The following is a 19714-nucleotide window of genomic DNA, read 5'->3' on the forward strand; positions in this document are numbered from 1 at the left end:
CGACGCCACACCCACGCTCCTCATCGATGGCACGACGGTCAATCCACTCGGGAACGAAGAACGAACAAGACAGTTGATCGAAGATGCAACTGGATCAAACTGAGTCATGGCTGTCCGACGGACGATTCTGGCTTGCAGGCGGGGCAGGTGTCGCGGCGGTTGCGACCCTAGGAAGCCTCTGGTTCAGTCTCGGCCTCGGTCTCGTTCCGTGTACCCTCTGCTGGTACCAACGTATCCTCATGTATCCGCTTGTCGTCGTTCTCAGCGTTGGCGCCTTCGAGAGTCACAACACAGTCTGGCGAACAGTCGTGCCACTATCCGTGGTGGGCGCTTCAATCGCGGGATATCACTCCGTACTCCAAGCAACGACGGCCTCATGCACCTTTGCTGGTCCCTGTGCAGTCGTCCAGTGGCAGGCACCGGTGCTCGGTCTCACGATTCCGAATCTCTCACTCATCGCGTTCGTGCTCGTGACGATCACAGTCCTCGCTGGATCGAACCTCGTCGAACCTGAACATCAGCCATGAATAAAATCACTACCGCGGGAAGTCTTGGAATGAATAGCGCCGGAGTCGACCTATCGAAGCCAGCTTGTAGGGTGGAACCCTACGCTCACATCTGATTAATGTCGTCGATATCTCGTTTCCGGTCTGTCGCCTCGGCGATTGGTCTCACGTATGGATCATACGTCGCGGGTGCTATCGTCATCCTTGCCGTCGCGACGGTCGTCGGGTTGTTCGGAGTCAACCTCGCGTCGCGCCCAGCCCTCAGACTGGTTTTGAGTACGTTCTTCCTCCAAGGAGTGACGTTTGGAGGCATCGCCATCCTCTATCTCAAAGGCCGTGATCTCGGATTTGGGTTCGTTCCAGTTCGTCTACCTGACAAGCGTGATGGGGCGGTGATTGTCGGGGGGAGTATAGCGATCCTGGGGTTGCTCTTTGTGGCGTCCTCAGTAATCACAGCCCTCGGTCTGAACTCGGCTCAGAATCAGATCGTCGAGGTCGGGCGACAAAATCCGAGTGTCTTCCTTCTTCTGATCCCCCTCCAATTCCTGTTGGTCGGCCCGGGAGAAGAGCTGTTGTTCCGGGGCCTCGTTCAGGGCACCCTCCGTGAAAGTCTCCATCCGGCCCGTGCAATCGTCCTCGCAAGCGCTCTGTTCGCATCGATCCATCTCTTCTCGTTGTCAGGGGAAGGCAAACTGGTGTACATCGGTATCGCATTCGTCCTAGCCTTAGTACTGGGAGCAGCGTACGAGTATACGGACAACCTCACAGTGCCGGCTGTGATTCACGGGACGTATAATGCGGTGCAGTTCGCAGGAGTCTATCTGTCGTCCACTGGCGGGCTCTAACAATCTGATCGCTTTCTAGGCCCAATTTCGGACTCCTGACAGCGAACAAGTCTAGGTGAAAAGCCCCCATCTCCATTCGCCTTGTGCCGAACATATCCACGCGCTGTCCCGTGAATTGGAACACCGCAGTCGCCCTATGTTTAGGCCAACCAAAATGCCGAGTGTATCATGACAACACGTTTCGGCGCACCCGGAACCGGACTGTCCCGGCGTGAGTTTCTCGCGGCAACTGGCGCGACCGGTATCGCTTCGTTAGCAGGCTGTTCTGCGGGCGGAGCCAACGAGCCAGCAGCAACGAGCGATACGCCCACGCAGGCACAAACTGACTCGCCTGATCTCCCCTACACCAGCCCTCCAACAGTCGTCAACGTCGACGAGCAGGGCGGCGAAGTGACGATGCGGACTCAGCAGGCCCGCCACGCCGTCCACCCGCTCGATACGATGGGTGGGTCCGTCGAATTCCCACGCGTCTGGGCGTTCCAGGCCGACGACAACGACCCTAGCGTCCCCGGCCCAATTCTCAGAACGACCGAGGGTAACGCGATGGAAGTGACACTCGACAACACCGATGGCCGACGTCCCCACACGATTCACTTCCACGGGGTTCGCAAGACGTGGGAGAACGATGGCGTCCCGACGACGACCGGCATTCAGGTCCCGCCAGGGGAGAGTCACACCTACGAGATTCCCGCGAACGTCCCTGGGACGCATTTCTACCATTGTCACTTCCAGACCCACCGGCATATCGACATGGGCATGTACGGGATCTACCGAGTCGATCCCGAAGGCTACGAACCGGCGGACCGCGAATACTTCATGACGATCAAGGACTGGGATTCGCGGGTTCCACGGAAGTGGGCCGGAGAGGCGGACTTCACCTACAATTCGGCCAGTCGCAATCCAGACGTGTTTACCGTCAACGGGAAGAGCGCACCCCGAACGCTGCACCCCGAAGAAGGGTCACCGATCATCGTCGACGAGGGCGACTCAGTTCGTATCCACCTCGTCAACGGTGGGTACATGTCGCACCCGATGCATATCCATAACCACCGCTTCCAGCGTGTTGAAAAGGATGGCGGGACGATTCCGGAGGCTGCCCGCCACGACATGGACGTCACGAACGTTGCCCCTGCTGAACGACACACGATCGAATTTACTGCCGATGCAGACCCCGGCATCTACCTGATGCACTGCCATAAGGTCAATCACGTGATGAACGGCACGTTCTATCCCGGCGGGATGCTCACCGGCGTGGTCTATCGGTCCGTCATGGATACGGAAATCTTCAACCAGCTCATGGAGTACGCCGGCTACTCCACGTAGAGGCGCTCTACATGACGACCAGAACTGGATCTAACTGAAACATAGTGGTTGACCGGCTCTGGTAGACTCCTGGTGGTTCGACATCGTCCCGCTGAAACAGCCGTCGCTCGGACTCCGAATCGGTCATCGAAACGAATCGGAATCGACACCGCTAGGAGCTTGCGTGGACCGCAACCCGGCGGATTCCGGCTACCGGATCGGGCTGTTACGGACTGGCACGGAACTCGCCGTGTTTCATCCCGAAGAAGAACGCGATGACCGAGAAGACAATCATCGAGGGCAGAACCATCATGAAGACTGTCGAGGAGGTCATCACGGTCGTGAGCGCAATCGCTGCGACGGCGACAATTACGACGAGAGGAGCCACCGAGCGCACGAAGTCGAATTCCATATGTACTGTTGTGACCGGATAGACAAAACCGTTAACAAAGTAGATTTACTGGAAACCGGCAGTAATCGGGTGCCACATAGATTCCTGTAGGTCCGAAGCCTAGTCAATGTCGGCCATATGGTGTACAAGCGATTCCAGAGCGCACAGCTCGCAGTATACGCGGCCGCCTACCCGGAGAACGAGCTGTACGAGACGCTGCCTTGATCGACGATGGTCTGGCTTTCGGGAACGTCTCCGTCCGGCGGCATACTCCCCTCCGCGGGACCGCCGGGTTCGCCGACGACGATCCGGCCGACCATCCCCAGGGTCTTGTGCGGGATACAGAAGTAATCGTACGTCCCTGTGGTCTCGAACGTGTGCTCGTACGTTGCGCCCTGTTCACTCAGCGTTTCGCTATTGAACGTTTCTGCGCTTTCGGGAATCCGGGTAACTGATGCTGAGCTCGTTCCCTCTTTGTAGGCGGTTGCCGAGTGGCTCCCGCTCTGGATTTCGAATGTCACAGTTTCCCCAGATTCGATGAACAGACCGATGGGATCGAAATAGTACTCGCTCCCTTCGGTTACCATCATGACGGTATTCGAGTCTCCAGACCCACCAGCTGTCTCCTGCGGTTCAGTCGTGGTCGGCTCACCGCCACCATCTCCGTTCCCCGAACTACTACATCCGGCGAGACCAGTCACGCCACCTGTAGCCAGAATTCCAGCCGTCTTGAGAATCTGTCGACGCTCCATACCACAGTATCAAAGACCCCAACATAAGGGGAAACGGCGGATTCCCACTGAGTAGGACACCGGTCGTATTTGAAGTACTGAGGCCCCAAGTTAGAAATGCTCCGTTGGTGTAGCTCGGCCAATCATCTCGGCATCTCTCGTCGAGGACCGGGGTTCAAATCCTCGACGGAGCATCCCTGATCCATTCCACTGCTCTACTCATAACTGTCACAGATGGCCATCGCACAACAAGAGACCGAGGAACACATTTTGACCCGCTATCTCTCCGTAGAGATCGGTACAATCACTAGCCCGTGTCTGTTTGTTCTTGCCGCCGCCACGGTCGTATATAGCTGGCCACCGGCTGTACTCGAATGGTTTGTATCCGGCTTACTCGGACTTCTTGTCGCAGTAGCTTCCGGCCGGACGTCAGCGGTCGAGTTCAGTCTCATCAAGTGGCCCCGGCCTGAGTCGAAAGGCGATTTAGCGGTGAATGCGATTGCATACAACGGCGTCTTGATTATTGGAACCGTACTTGGACAGATCGTGTGGACGGCATCGAATAGTCTCCTACTCGCTGCAGGAGTTGGGGCCGTTCTTCCGGTCTGGTTCCTCAAGCACATACAGTTCCTCGTGTTTCTGGACGGCGAGTGAATTCACCGTGCCGGTCATACTTTCGGAGGAGGATATTTCCACACACAGCATGAGCCAACGACAGTCAAATCCAGAATATGAGAGGTGAATCAGTCAGGTAGAAGTGGCTCCCTGTCCAAGACAGAATAATGTCACCAGAAGAGCGTCAACCACGTGGGGACCCCTCCCGTGGACAGACCTCTCGAATCGGATCTATTCGGCCTCTCTCTGTACTTCTCGCCGCGATTGGTACGCTCACTCAGGTTCCCGTCGCGTCTGCCCACGGTACAACCGGAAGCGGTGGACTCTCGCAAGGACACGGTGTAATTATTGCTTTCGTTGGTGCCGTTATTCTCGGTGGATTCATCCTTCTCAAACGGACAGATCGGATCACGGCGACAACCGCTCTGTACGGCGTGTTCGCCGGTATCGCTATCACTGCACTCGGAGCCGTACTCTTCGAAGGGCTCTCCCCAGATCCGACATATACTGCGAGTTCGATGCCGTTCCCCCGAGCGTGGTATCAGCCACTGGCCCTGCTGAGTGGTTTGGGCATCATGGTCGCGAGCTTCGTCGTCGGGTGGCTCCGCTGGCCATCCCGACCACGGTACACGTTCCTCGGCATCCTCATGGGATTGTGGATCTCGTACCCCTACCTCCTTCCAGGACTGGCAAGCGATACGCATCCACTCGGGTACGCAATCGTCCTCGGCACGCCAATCCTGGTCGGTTATGTCGTCTGGAAGGACGCAGGGAGTGTCATTCGCGCAGTCATGCGTGATCCGGTTGCGCGTCGCTTCGGCATCGGCGTCGGTGTCGTATTAGCCCTCTTTTTCGTCTCGATAACGGGGTACCTCTCGTTGTTCCCCGAGGAAGGCTTCCCTGAGGAAGTGACGGTCGTCGTTCTGCCCGCAATCTATCAGCTGGTATCGTGGCCGACGCTCGAAATCGCGATTCCGCATCTTCCGTTCATACATATCCCGTTCTTCCTGGCCGTGTCGCCCGGTCAGGTCATCGTCGTCGGGATGCTGAGCGCACTCATCGGGTTAAACGCCGCTCTCATCGCCCGTCACTGGCGCGTCGAGGAACGAGCCGGCATGACCGAAGGGACCGCCGGAAGTGCTGCAATCGTCGGGACGTGTACCTGTGGGTGCTGCGGGCCACTCGTCGCGAAGATCGCGGTACTTGCTGCCGGGCCATCGATTGCCGCCCCCCTCTACTGGGTGTTCGTCGATTCGGCCTCGCCGCTCAGTGCAGTATTCATCGTAGGAAGCTTCGTCCTCTTCACTGGGAGCCTGATCTACTCGGTCCAAGCAGCCCGACAGCCCGATCAATCGGCCGCCATCATCCCCGCCGACTGAGATGACGGATCTGCCGTGAGAACACGGTCCTTAGGGTGGACGAATATCTCAAGATATGAAGAGGAAACGTCGACAGTACGTGTTTTTGGGACTGGCAGCAGTATTAATCGTTGTCGGCACCCTCGCGACCGGCTTCCTCCCGTCAACGCCGTTCTACCAAGTCCTCTCCGGAGGCATCATCGTTGCGGGCTTTGCGGTCGGGTACGCGGGCCTCAGTGCCTTCGAATTGCTCGACTGAAGCGATAGGACCCGTCTTCACCCGGTTACAGCAGGTATCTGCCGCTTCGCGGAGTGGGAGCCGCTACTCGTGAAGTAGGTCTCGAAACGAATTCGCTGCGAGGAGACCGCCGGTCGCCACGACCGCACCCATCGCGAACACCGGATTCAGCAACCCCGTCGCTGCGAGTGGCATCGTGACCCCATTATAGAGCAGCGCTAGCCCGTTGTTCTGTTTGACACGCCGACGAGCTGCATCTGCGAGGTCGAACGTCGTCCCCACCGCTGCGAGGTCATCATCGACGATAGAAATATCCGCGGCATCGGACGCGAGTGCCGTCCCACCACCGAGGGAGATTCCCAAGTCTGCTGTCGCTAGGGCCGGGGCATCGTTCGTCCCATCACCGACCATCGTAACCTGCCCACGAGACTGTAACCGCCGGATCGTCGCGGTCTTGCCTGCCGGCGGGACCCCCGCGAACACGTGATCGACGGCAGGATGGCTGTCGAGAAAGTCAGTAGCAGCCTCGTCATCACCAGTCAGAACGATGATCTCGATATCACGGTCACTCAGTTGCGTGAGTGTGTCATCCCAACTCGGGCGTGGTTCGTCGCCCACGACGATGACGCCCTCTGCACGACCGTCACGACCAACGACGACCGGAAGGTGACCGGCCGTTCGTGCCTCTGCGGCACGCGTCTCGATCTGTTCGCTCACCGACCACCCCAGTTCTGCGAAGAGATCGAGGTTCCCGACGAGAACGCGCGTATCTTCGACGACTCCTTCCACGCCGGTCGCATGGCTCGTGAATTCAGTGATGTCCTCTGCGTGCTCGTGGTCACTGCCATCGGCAACCCCCCCATCGGCTCTCGAGCGATCGCCCTCCTGATTCCTTTGTGCAAACGTATTCACGATTGCGTCGGCCGCTGGGTGGGATGCTCGCTGTTCGAGGGCCGCGACGATTGCAAGCAGATCCGACGGTGCATCCGCCTCGAGGACATCCATCTGGCCGGTCGTGAGAGTCCCCGTTTTGTCGAAGACGACGACATCGACGTTCCGAAGGCGCTCGAAGACGGTCTCGTCGAAGATGACGATGCCCCGCTCTACCGCTTGTTCGATACTGGTTGCCACCGAGAGCGGGGTTGCCAGGCCAAGTGCCCACGGACATCCAACCAAGAGAACCACCAGCGCCGTCAGGACGGCGACGGGAATGCCAGTCCCAACCAGAAGCGACCCCAATCCAGCGAGTACCGCCCCACCGACGACGGCCGGGATGATGACTGACGCGAGCCTATCGGCCTGCCGCTGGACGCCGTGATCCCCACTCTGGAGATTCCAGACAGAGGTGATGAGGCGATCGATACTACTGGTTGTCTCATCGCTCACCGTGAGGACAGCAGCCCCATTTGTGACGACCGCCCCGCCGACGACCTCGTCCCCAGCTTGTTTCGATACCGGGAGCGACTCGCCCGTCACGATCGCTTCATCGACCGTGCACTCACCCTCAGCGAGAACACCATCGACTGGGATGCGTTCGCCCTCACGGACGAGAACCCGTTCCCCGGGTTCCAGACCGTGTACGTCGACCATCGTCGTCGTCCCATCGGCGCCATACCGCCTGGCTTCGGTGACGTGGGAGATAGTGAGATTAGTCAGGCGATCCATCGCTCGCTGCTTGCTCAGTGATTCGTAGAAGATGGCAGCCACCACACTCGCGGCAACCACAATCGTGAGGTCGTAGAACACATCGATCCGACCGAGGAGAAAGGCGATCGTACTGTACACGTAGGCACTCACGATGGGGAGTGCGACAAGCAGGTCTGTGTTCGGCTGTCGCATCTTCAGACTGACATACGCACCCTGTAACAACGGCAGGCCGGTGAACAACAGAACCACCCCTGTCAGAACGAGAAAGAGCGGCAGGATCAACAGGCCATCTCCACCGCCGATCCCGGACGCACTCGCGAACATATCCAGCGTCCCCTCACCAAAGAACGACGAGAGCTGCGCCGGATAGAGGAGGACCGCATACGGGAGGAGCATGAACGTCCCGAAAATGACGCCAACAGCGTAACGGAATCCCAGCACCTCGTCAATTCCTCGTTCATTCAGCTCGTCCGACCGGCGCGACTGTCCGATTATAGTCGGTGCGTCATCACTCCCTCCAGCACGGGGGGTTGCCGAATAGCCGAGTGTACTCAGGGTATCACAGAGAGTACCCTTCGAGACGCGGTCAGGGTCGTATGTGATTCGGATCGTCTCGGTGACGTAACTCGCCGCGGCGTCAGTGACGCCCTCGCAGCCTTCAGCAATCGATTCCAGAAACGCTTCACACGTCGCACAGTGCATCCCGTCGACCTGGAAGAAGGCTCGTTCCTCAGTCCCCGTTGGACGCGGATCTGCCTCGCGTTCGCCCGCTTTAGTTCCGGATTCATGTATAGTGCCATCTGTCGAGGCCATCTGACTGTGAACCCCATCACCACCGAGCACTCGATGGACGTTTCGGCATCCAACACAGCAAAAGTCGATGTCATCCTCACCCACGACTTGATCGTCAGTGACAGCCCTACCACAAAGCGCGCACGGGGGAGATAGTGATTGAGATGAAGACACAATTGATTACCACCTGCTGACAGCGCGCCGAGTACAGCCACGGAACCTCAAGGGCGACCTCGTCCGAAGGGCCATTACCGGAGATACGGATGCCTCGATATTAAACGCTATTCGGTGACGAGTACACTAGTAGATACTCTTGGTCCAAATCTCCGCCTTTGAGGACCAGAGAGAACATATGCCACCCCTCAAAAATAGGGAACAAACGATGCACGACCTAACTGGGTTCCAGCGGGGACATCTTGTATGTGATCGCCGGCCTCTAAGATTCTCACGGCCTCGCCATCAAGCAGGAATCCGAAGACTACTACCAGAAGGGGATCCATCACGGGCGACTTTACCCGAATCTCGATACGCTCGTCAAGAAAGGCGAGAAAGACCGACAGACGAACGTCTAGACGCTCACGCGGCGCGGCCGCCGTGAAATCGAAGCCCGCCGTGAGTGGGAACGTCAGTACATCGAGATTGGTGAGTCTGCGCCTGTGTAGGTTCTCTCGTACAGATCAGCTACTCCATTGTCTATGAATCATCTGAAAATCCGCGATGGGCGTGATTTCCATCTCGGATGATGTCGGTAGTAGCTCTCCTCTTCGGGAGCGACGTACGTCAGCGATTCGCCGTGAGGCGGCCACGGCGGCGTTCGAATTCTTCGTCGTCGATCTCACCGCGGGCGTACTGCTCACGGAGAGCCACGAGGGCTCTATCCTCGGCGGGTCCGTCAGTCTGAGATCGAGCCACCAGCCAGTAGACGAGATAGATGGGAAGACCGATGATGAGGGCCATCCAGAGGAGGCCGAACAGCATCATCCCCCATCCCCATAGTCCCCAGCCGGTCATGTGGCCGTCGTCCCACATTCCGTAGTGCCAGTCCCACATCACCGCATCCGGGACGGCTGCGTGCGTCAGGGCCATACCCCCGATAACCGCGACCGTCAGCGCACCGACGACGATCAGTCCGAGGGATCGAGTACCGCGTGGTTGAATTGAGTTTGTCATGTGTATTTCTCCTGAAATGGTTCGGCGTGGTTAGCCGAGGATGTACTCGAGGACGGGGTAGCGCTCGACGAGCGCCTCGCCGCCGACCTCGTACTGTTCGATGTACTGGTCGAGCCCGAGGATGCGGCCCGCACCGAACGCCGCAACCGCGAGGAACACGAGCATGTACGCGAAGTCACCGTTGATGACGCCGTGGGCGATGTCCCAGTTCCCGAAGTAGAACATGAGCATCATGAGCGCGCCGAAGAACGCCGCGAGGCGGACGACGGCACCGACGAGCAGTCCGAGACCGATGAACAGCTCGCCCCACGGGACAGCGACGTTCGCGAACTCGACGAACCACGGGGTCGACCCCATCCACGCGAACATACCCGCGAGGGGGTTGCCGTTGGTCGCCGCGACGTTCGCCAGATAGCCACCCGCCGAGAACGGCTCGGCGGCAACGATCTTCGTGAATCCCGAGTACGCAAACGCGTAGCCCATCATGAGCCGTAGCGCGAGCACGAACCATGCGCTCAGGCTGTGGACACGACCACCGATGGTCAGTCCGCCGACCTTGCTCTCTAGCTGGTTGACTCCAGAGGGAATCGTAGACATTGTTACTTCACCGAGTGAGTGTAGGCAGGGAGAGACGATATACCGGTGAGCCAGTGTTCTGAGTCAGAAAACCGGGCGGCTATTTTACCCCACTAGGACGAGTATGCGAGTGTGACTGAGGAGTTGAGCCCACCAGCCGTCTTTGCCACACTCGACGACGAGTACGCTCGCGATATTCTCGTGGCGACGAACACGGACCGACTCTCTGCAAAAGAACTCAGCGAGGAATGCGATATGTCACGCCCAACCGTCTCTCGTCGCGTCAACACACTCGTCGAGCAAGGACTTCTCGAAGAGTACACGCACGTCGATCCCGCTGGTCGGCACTATCGGGAGTATGAGGCACGTCTCGAACGTATCGAAGTCCTCCTCCAAGACGAGGGGTTTGACATCCAGATCGATGTCCGGCCGGATCCCGCGGACCGGATCACCTCCATCTTTGAAAACATGCGGGGAGACTGATTCATGGAACACACATTATTCGTCATCGCCAAGTTGTTCATGACCGCGTTGGCTCTGGTTATCGCGTACCAAGCCTATCGCGGCTACCAACGCCACGGAACACAGCTGATGCTCTACGTCGCCTTTGGGTTCGCACTAATTGGCCTCGGTGGACTCCTCGAAGGAGTTCTATTCGAACTGCTCCAGGTGTCAATCTTCCAGGCAGGTCTCGTGGCTGCACTAGTCGCGGCGGCGGGAATGCTTTCTATCTTGTACGCGCTCTATGCGCCGAACCCCTGAATTCCCGATTCAGCAAAGTATCTTGGAATCGTGAATTAGTGAGACGGTTATTCACTCATCCTCGTAGACGTTGCGCGACAGCCGTGACTTGGTCCCAGAGGAATTCGGCGTCAACGCTCTGGTTCGTCGTTACGACTGGCACGTCACGGAGATAGGAGTCCGTCTGAAGGATCTCAAGGAGGAAGTCCGCAACGTCAGCGCGTGAAATCGGACCAGCCGTGGCGTCAATGTCGACGCCGTGTTCGTACTCCCCGGTTTTGGGTCCATCTGTAAGACCGCCGGGGCGGACGATCGTCCAGTCGAGACCGCTCCCAGCGACGAGTTCCTCCTGTCTGGCTTTGTCGGCCATCAGGTCATAGAGCACCGTCACGTTCGCAAGGCGGACGTACCACGGAACCTGCTGGACGCTCGATCCTAACCCCATCGATGTCAGGACGACCAGGCGTTCGATCCCCCGTTCCTGCATTGCATCGATAATGTTCGCGGTCCCGCGAGAGACCACGTCGGAGGGATTGTCCGACGTTCGACCGAGAAGACAGATGACCGCATCTGATCCGTTTACGGTGGCTTCGACCGCGTCCGGATCGAGTACATCCCCCTCTACGGCGGTGACTGCCTGGTTCGGTGGGAGTTTTGCAGGGCTTCGAGTGAGCGCGCGAATCGAGTGATTCACTTCGGTCGCTTGTGCCGTCAGTTCACGTCCGGTCCCGCCTGTCGCACCGAAGAGTGCCAGTTCCATATGGTCACCTACGTTTTCATGTTGGTTGTCGTTCCCCTCGTTTCAGTCGATTACGCTTACAATTCTAAAGGACGACCGAGCGTTCGCTCTGGACGCTCGATTACCAGAGAACTCCGAAATTTGATTCGACAGGTTGGGGTCATCGTCACTACAGCCACGGATCGGTTTCACATTCTAACGAGAGGTGTTCTGTCATGCCAGTATCGAAACCACAATCGTAGTGAAATAGGCGACCGTAGCCGGTGCTACAAGTATGACAGACATGCTGGGTTTGTTCGCTGATGAAACCGCCCCTGAAGAGCGACCAGCTCATGACTCGATAGGAGAGGCGGAACCATGAGCGAGGAAATCTCCGCCAACCGGGCAGGACTCATATTCGGTGCCATCTTCGCAGCGTCGCACGCTGCATGGATCGGATTCGTCGTCTCGGGCGTCTCTGAAACAGCGGTCGCCACTGTCGCCCGGACCAACTTCGTTGAGTACGAGGACACGGTCGATTTCGACCTCTCTCTGGCTGGTGCCGGCCTCATGATCGCGTTAGTTGCAGGATATCTCATGGGCGGGTTGTTCGCCCTGCTCTGGAATCGGCATGAGATCCACGATGACGGGTAACCCGGTCATCCAGACAATCGCCCTCAACCGATAACTGTCAAGGATGGTTAGTGTCCACCGAGACGATCCTCGGAGCAGGCTCTCAGATGGACCGTCTATTCGACACCACCGCAGGGGGTATCTCTAACTCAGTATGGCGTCACCATCTTTTCCACCGGGATACGTCCGGTTCGACGACGTTTCCGAAACGCTTCCTGAACCGACACCCGTTCCGGTGTCGGAATCAGTTGAACTGGAGACGCTTCACCTCCCCGGGCCGGACCCGGCGATCGTGTTCGTCCACGGTGGTCTCGGGTCGCTTTGGAACCCGTATCCACAACTAGACGCGTTCGAGGGGCCCCACGAGTTGGTCACGTATGCGCTCGCCGGCAACGGAAACTCGACCATGCGGCAGGAGCAGTCCCTCTCCGGGCATGTAGCTGACCTCCTGAATCTCCTTGATGAACTCGGTATCACGAATCCGATCATCCACGGCCACAGTTACGGTACCGCCCTCGCTATCGAGTACGCGAAGCGCCATCCCACAGCCGGGCTCGTGTTACACGCAGGGGGCGATCATGATCTCACCCCCGCGGGGGAGAAACCGCTTTTGCGACTATTTCTGGCACTCCGACTCTATAAGATACCCGCGAACGACGCGCTCATCCGGCAGTTAGCCTACAGCGTCGGCTTCCACGAGGAGACGCCATCGGTCGTGGTTGAGGACTTCCTGCAATCGAACCCGCTTCCCCACCGTCGCTCAGCGTGGACGACTGTCACCGAGGCCTTCTGGGGGTACGACGGTCGCCCCGATATTGAGCGAGTCGATGCCCCAACGCTCGTCATCCACGGACCAGCCGACGGTATTGTTCCCATCGAGGTGGCACGCGGAACCGCGAGGCGGATTCCCGAGAGCGTTTTCTGCAGGCTACAGCGTACCGGTCACGTCGCTATGATAGAGCGCCCGAATGCGTATAACAGTCTGCTTGAAGCACTCATCAAGACGGTTCGAGAGGACCGGGATTTGGAAATGACGGTTCGAGAATCGGTCGACGAAAACGGTAGCGAAGTATCCGAAGTTCGCTAAGGAATCAGGATCGTTCTGCAGCTTTATTCGCCCGTTCGAGATCGAACTGAAGGTCGGTGTCGTCCTCGAGACCGACGCTCAGCAATTCCGGGTCGGCGACCGTCAGGTTGAACTCACCGACGGCGCGGCCGTAGTGCAAGCGCGGTACCATTACGCCACTCGCATCACAGAGGTGGGGTCGTGGCTCGTCGACGAATCGCTTCGGGTGCTCTTCGAAGAAATCACGACAGTCGGACGAACAGAAGTAGAACGTCGTCCCCTCGAAATCGGCGGTGATTTCGCTTGAGTCGCTGGCTTCCATACCGCAGACCGGCTCAACTGGCATACTGGCAGTACGCCTCGCCCTTCCATAAACGTCAGTCGGCCATTTGCTACTGTGCGTAGGCTCCCTACTCGGTGTATACTGCGGGCTGTTTCTCGAAGCGCTGTCGACATTCTTCGCTACAGAGATAGTACGTCACCTGGTCGTGCCGGACTGAAGCTACCGCTTCGTCAACTCTGAGTTGCATACCGCAGACGGGATCCCTCGGCATTCTGTTCACAGATCCGTCTCCAAGCCGATTGGGTATTTCGAAGTAGGTCGACGGGCACGTATTAAGGGCCGTCGGAAGAACTCTATGACAACGCCCATGGTTCGATTTCTTCTCCGTCTAATTCGTATTCTTGGGACGTTCACCCCGTTCATCCTACGCTTTCTCCGTGATCGGCATCGGTTTCTGATCGTCGGTGGGTCACGCACTGTGCCACGGGACCAGCACGAGCAGCGTGCCCGCCGTCTACGGGAGGCGATGCTCAACCTTGGGCCGACGTTCGTAAAGATCGGCCAAGTTCTCTCGACGCGCCCAGATCTCGTTCCGCAAGTGTACGCGGAGGAGTTCGCAGTGCTCCAAGATGCGATCCCGGCGGGTCCGTATCGCGAGATGATTCCGGCTCTCGCCGAAGACGTCGGGTATCACTCGTACGACGACTTCGATCCCGAACCCATCGCCGGCGGATCGCTAGCACAGGTCTATCGGGCGACCTATCAGGGAAAACAGGTGGTCGTGAAAGTAAGACGCCCCGGAATCAAGGACCTCATCGAGACCGATCTGCGCATTATTCGTCGCCTCGTTCCCCTTGCATTGTTTCTCGCACCTGATCGGTTCAGTTTCTCACTCCGGAACATGGCGGACGACTTTGAGCGCATCATTCTGGAGGAACTGGACTTCGAGCGAGAGGCCCAGATGATGGAGGAGATTCGGGAAAATTTCGCTGCCGACGAGAATGAGACCGTTACGATCCCACGCGTGTTTCGTGACGTCTGCTCCGAACGTGTCCTCACCATGGAGTACGCCGAGGGAACGAAGGTTACTGACCTCGAGGAACTCGAAGCGAAGGGCTACGATCCGGAGAACGTCGCCCGACGAGTGGCGAATGCCTACTTCACGATGGGACTCGATCACGGTGTGTACCACGGCGATCCCCATCCTGGAAATCTCGCTGTCGACGATGATGGCCGCATCGTCTTCTACGACTTCGGGATGAGCGGTCGGTTCACGCCGGCGATGCAAGCGAGCGTGATCAACCTCTATCTGGCCGCTGTCAACCGGGATGTCGAATCCCTCATCGACGAACTTGTCGCCCTTGGTGCACTCGATCCCGACGCCGACAGGGCCGCCGTCGGCCACGTTCTCGAGTTAGTTATCGATGACCTCGAAGGGAGTGGTGATGTGAACTGGCAGCAGATAATCGACGTGGTCGTCGGAATGCTCCGAGAGTTTCCGTTTCGTATCCCGCCAGACGTGATGTTAGTCATTCGGGTGGGATCGATCGGTGAAGGTGTTCTTAGACAGCTCGATCCCGAGTTCAATATCCTCGCAGCTGCGCAGGCGTTCCTCCGTGAACACGGCTTCCTCCAGCGAGCAGCCCGGATGAAACTCGCCGAAGCTCAGTCCGACATCGAAACCTCCCTCTGGGCCCTCCTCCGGCTACCCACGAAATTGGATCGTGAACTGGACGCACGAGAACAGGAACGCACAGTGATACCTCAGGAGATCGCACAGAGCCAACGACGGCAGACTCGTTCGATCGGGTACGCCATCCTCGCAGGAGGAACATTTGTAGCGAGTGGTCTCGCATTATCCGTAAGTCAGATCTCTGCTACTGTTGGGATCGTCGTCGCACTCGGCTTCACCATTTTATTCATTCATTCATCAAGGCAACAGCGTCGATAACTGGTATCTCGAATACGGAGTACCCCCACGACGCCTCAAACTATTTTGTGGCGTCTATGCGAAGTACCTGATATGCTCAAAGATAAAGTTGCGATCATCACTGGTGGTGCAACCGGGATCGGCAAAGCAATTGCTTCGAAGTACATTGATTACGGAGCCGAAGTCGTTATCGCAGGTCGCACGGAAGAAACCGGCCGAGAGACTGCCGAAGAACTCGGCTGTGAATTCCACCAATGTGACGTCACGGAGTATGAGCAGGTAGAGACCCTCGTCAACAGTACGGTTGACGAATACGGACAGCTTGACGCAATCGTAAACAACGCTGGAATTGGCCAAGTAGGGTCCATCGAAGAAATGTCGCTCGAAGAGTGGGATACGGTCATTCAAATTAATCTCACAGGGGTTATGTACGGCTCGCGAGCGGCGATCCCGTATCTCAAAGACAGTGAGGGGTGCATCATTAATGTCGCGTCGATTTATGGCCTCGTTGGTGGTCCTGGATCACCTGCCTATTCGGCAGCAAAAGGTGGTGTCGTGAATTTCACACGAGAGCTCGCCATCGACTACGCCACAGAAGGGATACGTGTCAATAGTATCTGCCCTGGATTCGTTGAAACGCCGATGACAGACGACTACCTCGACCAGGAACAGTTCTACGAGTTCGTCCGAGACGAGACACCCATGCAGCGAGTGGCCGAACCCGAGGAGATCGGCGGCATTGCGATGTTTCTCGCCTCTGATGAGGCGACGTACATCACAGGCACAAACATTCCTGTCGACGGAGGCTGGACTGCCCACTAGTAACTACGGTCGCACATTCACCACACTTGGTTCCAACATTACGCGGGAGACCAGTCGGATAGTAGCAGCGCAAAACGTGCTACTATCTACCGAAGGCAAGCACCGTAACTCCCTGAGATGCTTCTATGAAGTGAGGAACTGCCGCCATATTATTTAGTCTCTCTAACCAATCCCCCAGTATGGAACAGAATCGATCCGATCTCACACTACGTGTTGGGAGTATCGCCGACGAGTCAGTTGGTCGCGTTATTCCGGATACGTCGGTAGCAGAGGTCGCCCAAACGATGGTCGCGCAAACCAAATGTGCCCGCTACGTCGTTGTGGAAGAAAACGACCAGCTCGTGGGCATCATTACAGATCGAGATTTGATTGGCGCGCTCCTCACGCCAGATAGTGAGTTCAACGTTCTCGCAACGGATCAGAGCGAATCCAACATAACCGCCGGAGATGTGATGACCTCCGACCCCCTCACCGTAACGCCTGAGGCGGAGGTACCGAGGGTACTGCGACAAATGAACGAGGCGGCTGCCCGCCATGTTCCCGTTGTCGAAGATGGCTCAGTTGTGGGGATCGTCACCCTTGACGATCTCATCACTCACCTCGCGGGAGAAGCTGCCCATGTCTCCGCACAGATGGACAATCTCTCCGGGATCATCCGGTCAGAGTCCCAGAGAAAGTAACCTCCGCATCTGAGACTCTCGATACGTGTCTTTTTCGTGACTGACATCAAAAGAGAGACATGGCCGAACCACGGATTCTAATCCTCGGTGGACCAGGCGCAGGAAAGGGGACGCAGAGTAGAAAGGCTTCTGAGGAGTTTAATGTAAAGCATATCACTACCGGGGAGCTCCTTCGGGCAAATAAGGACAGGGATATTTCAGAATTTGAATCAGAGTATGATGTCCCGCGCACATATATGGATCAAGGTGAGCTTGTTCCGGACGAGGTTGTCACTCTGCTCGTTAAAGAGGCTCTATCGCAAGTCAATGGCTTTGTTCTGGATGGGTATCCCCGCAACGTAGAACAGGCTGAGGAACTCAATAATATGACCGACGTTGACGTTATTCTATATCTTGACGTAGACGAGGAGGAACTTGTTCAACGACTCACGGGTCGCCGTATAGACCCAAAAACAGGGGACACTTATCATATAAAATATAGTCCGCCTGAAGATCCTGAAGTTGAAAGACGACTTGAGCAGCGGGATGACGATACCGAGGAGACAGTCCGTGAACGTCTACGTGTATTTCGTGAGACCACTGAACCAGTTATTGAATACTACGAAGAACGAGGTCAACTGGAACGTGTCGACGGAAAACAGTCTCCTGATGAAGTCTGGGTTGACGTAAGGAAAGCGGTTGAAAACGCGCAATAGGTCGCGAAAAAGTTGGGGTGAGCGTTACTATACCGGGCATCACCTAGCAGATCTGCACAGTTTACACACTGGTACCCGGCGAGTCTGTAGTTGAGAGGGCACGATCTTGCTGAGGTGATCTCGACGATGTTCGATAAAAGCCGACCATCATACCGTACGAATTAGAACTTGGAACGGTTATTGGCCGAAGAACGATCCAGTAGGCAATTATGGGGGGCTCTTCGAACCGATGAAGAGCCTGTCAGCAGACGCTGGCCCGTCAAGAGAGCGGATCTCGTCCTTCATACTCACCGCTCTCACCATATTCCGGCCGCTGGAAACCACCCTCACGGTAGACATCGAACTCACCCCGCTCGATGTCGTCCCGGATGATGTCTGCGGTCGTTTCGTCGACGCTCACGAAGTGACACAGCGGATGCCCCGGGTACGCGACTGCGTTCTCGAGGACACCGACGACGAGGCCAGTTGACGGTGCACGAACGACTTCGACCTCATCTTTGAAGTGATCGGAGATAGTGAACAGCTGCTCCCCGTCCTCGACGAGCGGCTGTGGGCCCCACTTCATATCGACGAGTCCGCCGGTGGCAGCACGAAGCCACGTCTTCTCACCGTCGCGTGCGACCACACGCGTCCACCCAGGCCAAGAGACCGGCCGGTCTGGCAGAACCTCATGTTCAGCGAGGACACTCGCCACGCAGTGAAGGGCGCGTTCGAGATGCGTCGATTGGAACCGGTGGGCGCGCCCCATCTCCACAGTTACGGTCGGAACCCCCGTCTTCGATGCTGCCTTTCGGAGCGTCCCGTTTGAGCCTTCACCGTCGAGAATCACGCTCGTTCCGAATGCACGGGCGATGCGTTCGACGTCAGAGTCGCGCATATCTGCCCGAACGTGATACATCGTCGTCCTGTTGCGCGTCGAGGTGTGGAAATCCAGCCCTAGGTCGCACTTCGAGACGAATTCCTCGAAGATAGTATGGGCGAGACGTTTCGCCATCGTTCCCTGTGGATTCCCGGGGAACGACCGGTTGAGGTCCTCGTCATAGATCGGGATGTAGCGCTGTTGGGCCATGAATCCCGGGACGTTCAGTACGTGGAGGCAGACGAGTGCCCCGTGGATGTCCGGGGGACCGTAGGTTTCTGCGACCTCTTGGACGATCTTGATGCCGTTCAGTTCGTCGCCGTGCACGGCAGCACTGAGGAACATCGCCGGGCCATCATTCTCTCCGTTGACGACCGTGACCGGAATGTCGATCGGGTCGCCGTGGAAACTTGTTCCCACCGAATAGCGGAACTGGCGCTTCTCTCCGGGTGAGATGGTTCGGCCGCCGACCTCAATCGGTTGTGTCGCGGATCCAGTCATTGAGAATCACTCTCGGACTGCTCTGAATGTGTCTGCGCTGCACGTCTACTGGGTTTACCAAGGAATCGTGGAACCGCCTCGCAGTATGACTCGTATTCGCCCCCGTACTGCTCGCGGAGCCACGGCTCTTCGGCGAGTGGTGCGAGCAGGAACCACACGATTCCACCGATAGCGAGAATGACCGTTTGAATCGAACCTGCGAGGAGGCCTCCGCTGGCGAGCATGGTGATGAACCCCACGTACTGTGGATTGCGAGAGAAGCGATACGGTCCCTCAGTTTGAAGGTGGCCTTCGAGACCACTGCTCTCCCAGAATCCGAGTGTCCACATCGCCCAGATAGACAGCGCTGTGCCTGCTACGAAAACAAGCACACTGACGAGTTGCACCACCACCGGTGGTTCGTACCAGTGCCACCAGTCGAGGTATGCAATGCCGACCAGACCCACGACGTATAGCGTCCAGGCTGTCCAGCTGACCCAGAACGTCCAGTTCCGCGTCCCGTGCGGCCAGAACCGGAATGTCGGACTGACGATGGTGGCAAGGAGGCCACCCAGTAGGAGTCCCCCGGATAGGAGACTGACGCTGAACAATGTCTGTGTCGCCTGGAGTGCCATA

General features: G+C 57.5%; 23 protein-coding genes, 1 tRNA gene and 1 pseudogene. 16 read left to right on the plus strand and 9 right to left on the minus strand.

Annotation, left to right across the window (positions count from 1 at the left end):
* Positions 1–83: 83 nt before the first annotated feature.
* From NDI85_RS20150 to NDI85_RS20160, 3 genes are all read left to right on the plus strand, one after another.
* Positions 84–527, plus strand: a complete 444-nt coding sequence (locus NDI85_RS20150; RefSeq protein ID WP_310897979.1) for a disulfide bond formation protein B — start codon at positions 84–86, stop codon at positions 525–527.
* A 98-nt stretch (positions 528–625) separates the two neighbouring features.
* Complete coding sequence (locus tag NDI85_RS20155; RefSeq protein WP_310897980.1) at positions 626–1351, plus strand: type II CAAX endopeptidase family protein; 726 nt, start codon at positions 626–628, stop codon at positions 1349–1351.
* A 168-nt stretch (positions 1352–1519) separates the two neighbouring features.
* Positions 1520–2674, plus strand: a complete 1155-nt coding sequence (locus NDI85_RS20160; protein WP_227262395.1) for a multicopper oxidase domain-containing protein — start codon at positions 1520–1522, stop codon at positions 2672–2674.
* A gap of 205 nt (positions 2675–2879) precedes the next feature.
* Here NDI85_RS20160 and NDI85_RS20165 read toward each other — a convergent pair whose 3' ends face one another.
* Positions 2880–3065, minus strand: a complete 186-nt coding sequence (locus NDI85_RS20165; protein WP_092635601.1) for a hypothetical protein — start codon at positions 3063–3065, stop codon at positions 2880–2882.
* Positions 3066–3232: 167 nt separating this feature from the next.
* On the minus strand, positions 3233–3796 hold the full coding sequence (locus NDI85_RS20170) for a plastocyanin/azurin family copper-binding protein (RefSeq protein ID WP_310897824.1): 564 nt from the start codon (positions 3794–3796) through the stop codon (positions 3233–3235).
* A gap of 98 nt (positions 3797–3894) precedes the next feature.
* Here NDI85_RS20170 and NDI85_RS20175 point away from each other — a divergent pair.
* The 4 genes from NDI85_RS20175 to NDI85_RS20190 all read left to right on the plus strand — a co-directional run bounded on the left by NDI85_RS20175 (position 3895) and on the right by NDI85_RS20190 (position 6007).
* A tRNA-Glu gene (locus NDI85_RS20175) sits at positions 3895–3969 on the plus strand.
* Between the two features lie 40 nt (positions 3970–4009).
* Positions 4010–4429, plus strand: coding sequence for a hypothetical protein (locus NDI85_RS20180; protein WP_310897825.1), 420 nt, complete (start codon positions 4010–4012; stop codon positions 4427–4429).
* Positions 4430–4965: 536 nt separating this feature from the next.
* Complete coding sequence (locus tag NDI85_RS20185) at positions 4966–5769, plus strand: hypothetical protein (RefSeq protein ID WP_218124107.1); 804 nt, start codon at positions 4966–4968, stop codon at positions 5767–5769.
* Positions 5770–5824: 55 nt separating this feature from the next.
* The gene (locus tag NDI85_RS20190) at positions 5825–6007 is read left to right on the plus strand and encodes a hypothetical protein (protein WP_227262400.1); all 183 of its coding nucleotides are present in this window, start codon (positions 5825–5827) and stop codon (positions 6005–6007) included.
* A gap of 63 nt (positions 6008–6070) precedes the next feature.
* Here the strand turns inward: NDI85_RS20190 and NDI85_RS20195 are convergent, their stop codons facing one another.
* Positions 6071–8446, minus strand: coding sequence for a cation-translocating P-type ATPase (locus NDI85_RS20195; protein WP_310897827.1), 2376 nt, complete (start codon positions 8444–8446; stop codon positions 6071–6073).
* Between the two features lie 361 nt (positions 8447–8807).
* Between NDI85_RS20195 and NDI85_RS20200 the strand changes: the two are divergent.
* A pseudogene (locus NDI85_RS20200) lies at positions 8808–9087 on the plus strand (PadR family transcriptional regulator).
* Between the two features lie 118 nt (positions 9088–9205).
* On the opposite strand, the gene NDI85_RS20205 reads toward NDI85_RS20200, so the two are convergent.
* Together NDI85_RS20205 and NDI85_RS20210 are read right to left on the minus strand one after the other, a co-directional pair.
* Entirely contained in the window at positions 9206–9511 is a 306-nt protein-coding gene (locus NDI85_RS20205) for an SHOCT domain-containing protein (protein WP_236044897.1), read from the minus strand.
* A gap of 114 nt (positions 9512–9625) precedes the next feature.
* Positions 9626–10192 carry a DoxX family protein gene (locus NDI85_RS20210; protein WP_220581175.1) on the minus strand — a complete coding sequence of 189 codons (567 nt, stop codon included), beginning with the start codon at positions 10190–10192 and terminating at the stop codon, positions 9626–9628.
* A gap of 111 nt (positions 10193–10303) precedes the next feature.
* Here NDI85_RS20210 and NDI85_RS20215 point away from each other — a divergent pair, with 111 nt between their 5' ends.
* Together NDI85_RS20215 and NDI85_RS20220 are read left to right on the plus strand one after the other, a co-directional pair.
* Complete coding sequence (locus NDI85_RS20215) at positions 10304–10654, plus strand: winged helix-turn-helix domain-containing protein (RefSeq protein ID WP_144927678.1); 351 nt, start codon at positions 10304–10306, stop codon at positions 10652–10654.
* Positions 10655–10657: 3 nt separating this feature from the next.
* Positions 10658–10933 carry a hypothetical protein gene (locus NDI85_RS20220; protein ID WP_310897828.1) on the plus strand — a complete coding sequence of 92 codons (276 nt, stop codon included), beginning with the start codon at positions 10658–10660 and terminating at the stop codon, positions 10931–10933.
* Between the two features lie 55 nt (positions 10934–10988).
* On the opposite strand, the gene NDI85_RS20225 is transcribed toward NDI85_RS20220, so the two are convergent.
* Positions 10989–11672, minus strand: coding sequence for an NAD(P)-dependent oxidoreductase (locus tag NDI85_RS20225; RefSeq protein WP_119712797.1), 684 nt, complete (start codon positions 11670–11672; stop codon positions 10989–10991).
* A gap of 336 nt (positions 11673–12008) precedes the next feature.
* On the opposite strand from NDI85_RS20225, the gene NDI85_RS20230 reads away from it, so the two are divergent.
* Together NDI85_RS20230 and NDI85_RS20235 are read left to right on the plus strand one after the other, a co-directional pair.
* Positions 12009–12284: a hypothetical protein gene (locus NDI85_RS20230; RefSeq protein ID WP_119712796.1), complete on the plus strand. Its 276-nt coding sequence runs from the start codon at positions 12009–12011 to the stop codon at positions 12282–12284.
* A 271-nt stretch (positions 12285–12555) separates the two neighbouring features.
* Positions 12556–13350 carry an alpha/beta hydrolase gene (locus tag NDI85_RS20235; RefSeq protein ID WP_310916813.1) on the plus strand — a complete coding sequence of 265 codons (795 nt, stop codon included), beginning with the start codon at positions 12556–12558 and terminating at the stop codon, positions 13348–13350.
* A gap of 4 nt (positions 13351–13354) precedes the next feature.
* On the opposite strand, the gene NDI85_RS20240 is transcribed toward NDI85_RS20235, so the two are convergent.
* Complete coding sequence (locus NDI85_RS20240) at positions 13355–13675, minus strand: YHS domain-containing protein (protein WP_119712794.1); 321 nt, start codon at positions 13673–13675, stop codon at positions 13355–13357.
* Positions 13676–14090: 415 nt separating this feature from the next.
* Between NDI85_RS20240 and NDI85_RS20245 the strand changes: the two genes are divergently transcribed.
* From NDI85_RS20245 to NDI85_RS20260, 4 genes are all read left to right on the plus strand, one after another.
* Positions 14091–15563, plus strand: coding sequence for an AarF/ABC1/UbiB kinase family protein (locus NDI85_RS20245; protein WP_310916814.1), 1473 nt, complete (start codon positions 14091–14093; stop codon positions 15561–15563).
* Positions 15564–15635: 72 nt separating this feature from the next.
* On the plus strand, positions 15636–16364 hold the full coding sequence (locus NDI85_RS20250; RefSeq protein ID WP_119713009.1) for an SDR family NAD(P)-dependent oxidoreductase: 729 nt from the start codon (positions 15636–15638) through the stop codon (positions 16362–16364).
* A gap of 179 nt (positions 16365–16543) precedes the next feature.
* Positions 16544–17044: a cyclic nucleotide-binding/CBS domain-containing protein gene (locus NDI85_RS20255; RefSeq protein WP_058365806.1), complete on the plus strand. Its 501-nt coding sequence runs from the start codon at positions 16544–16546 to the stop codon at positions 17042–17044.
* Positions 17045–17103: 59 nt separating this feature from the next.
* Positions 17104–17739, plus strand: coding sequence for an adenylate kinase (locus NDI85_RS20260; protein WP_080508370.1), 636 nt, complete (start codon positions 17104–17106; stop codon positions 17737–17739).
* Between the two features lie 259 nt (positions 17740–17998).
* Here the strand turns inward: NDI85_RS20260 and NDI85_RS20265 are convergent, their stop codons facing one another.
* Positions 17999–19099, minus strand: coding sequence for a succinylglutamate desuccinylase/aspartoacylase family protein (locus NDI85_RS20265; protein ID WP_058365807.1), 1101 nt, complete (start codon positions 19097–19099; stop codon positions 17999–18001).
* Positions 19096–19713, minus strand: a complete 618-nt coding sequence (locus tag NDI85_RS20270) for an isoprenylcysteine carboxylmethyltransferase family protein (RefSeq protein WP_092893792.1) — start codon at positions 19711–19713, stop codon at positions 19096–19098. The genes NDI85_RS20265 and NDI85_RS20270 overlap by 4 nt, the downstream gene beginning before the upstream one ends.
* Between the last annotated feature and the right edge of the window lies 1 nt (position 19714).

This window comes from Haloarcula sp. S1AR25-4 (assembly GCF_031624555.1).
Lineage (GTDB): Archaea > Halobacteriota > Halobacteria > Halobacteriales > Haloarculaceae > Haloarcula > Haloarcula pellucida.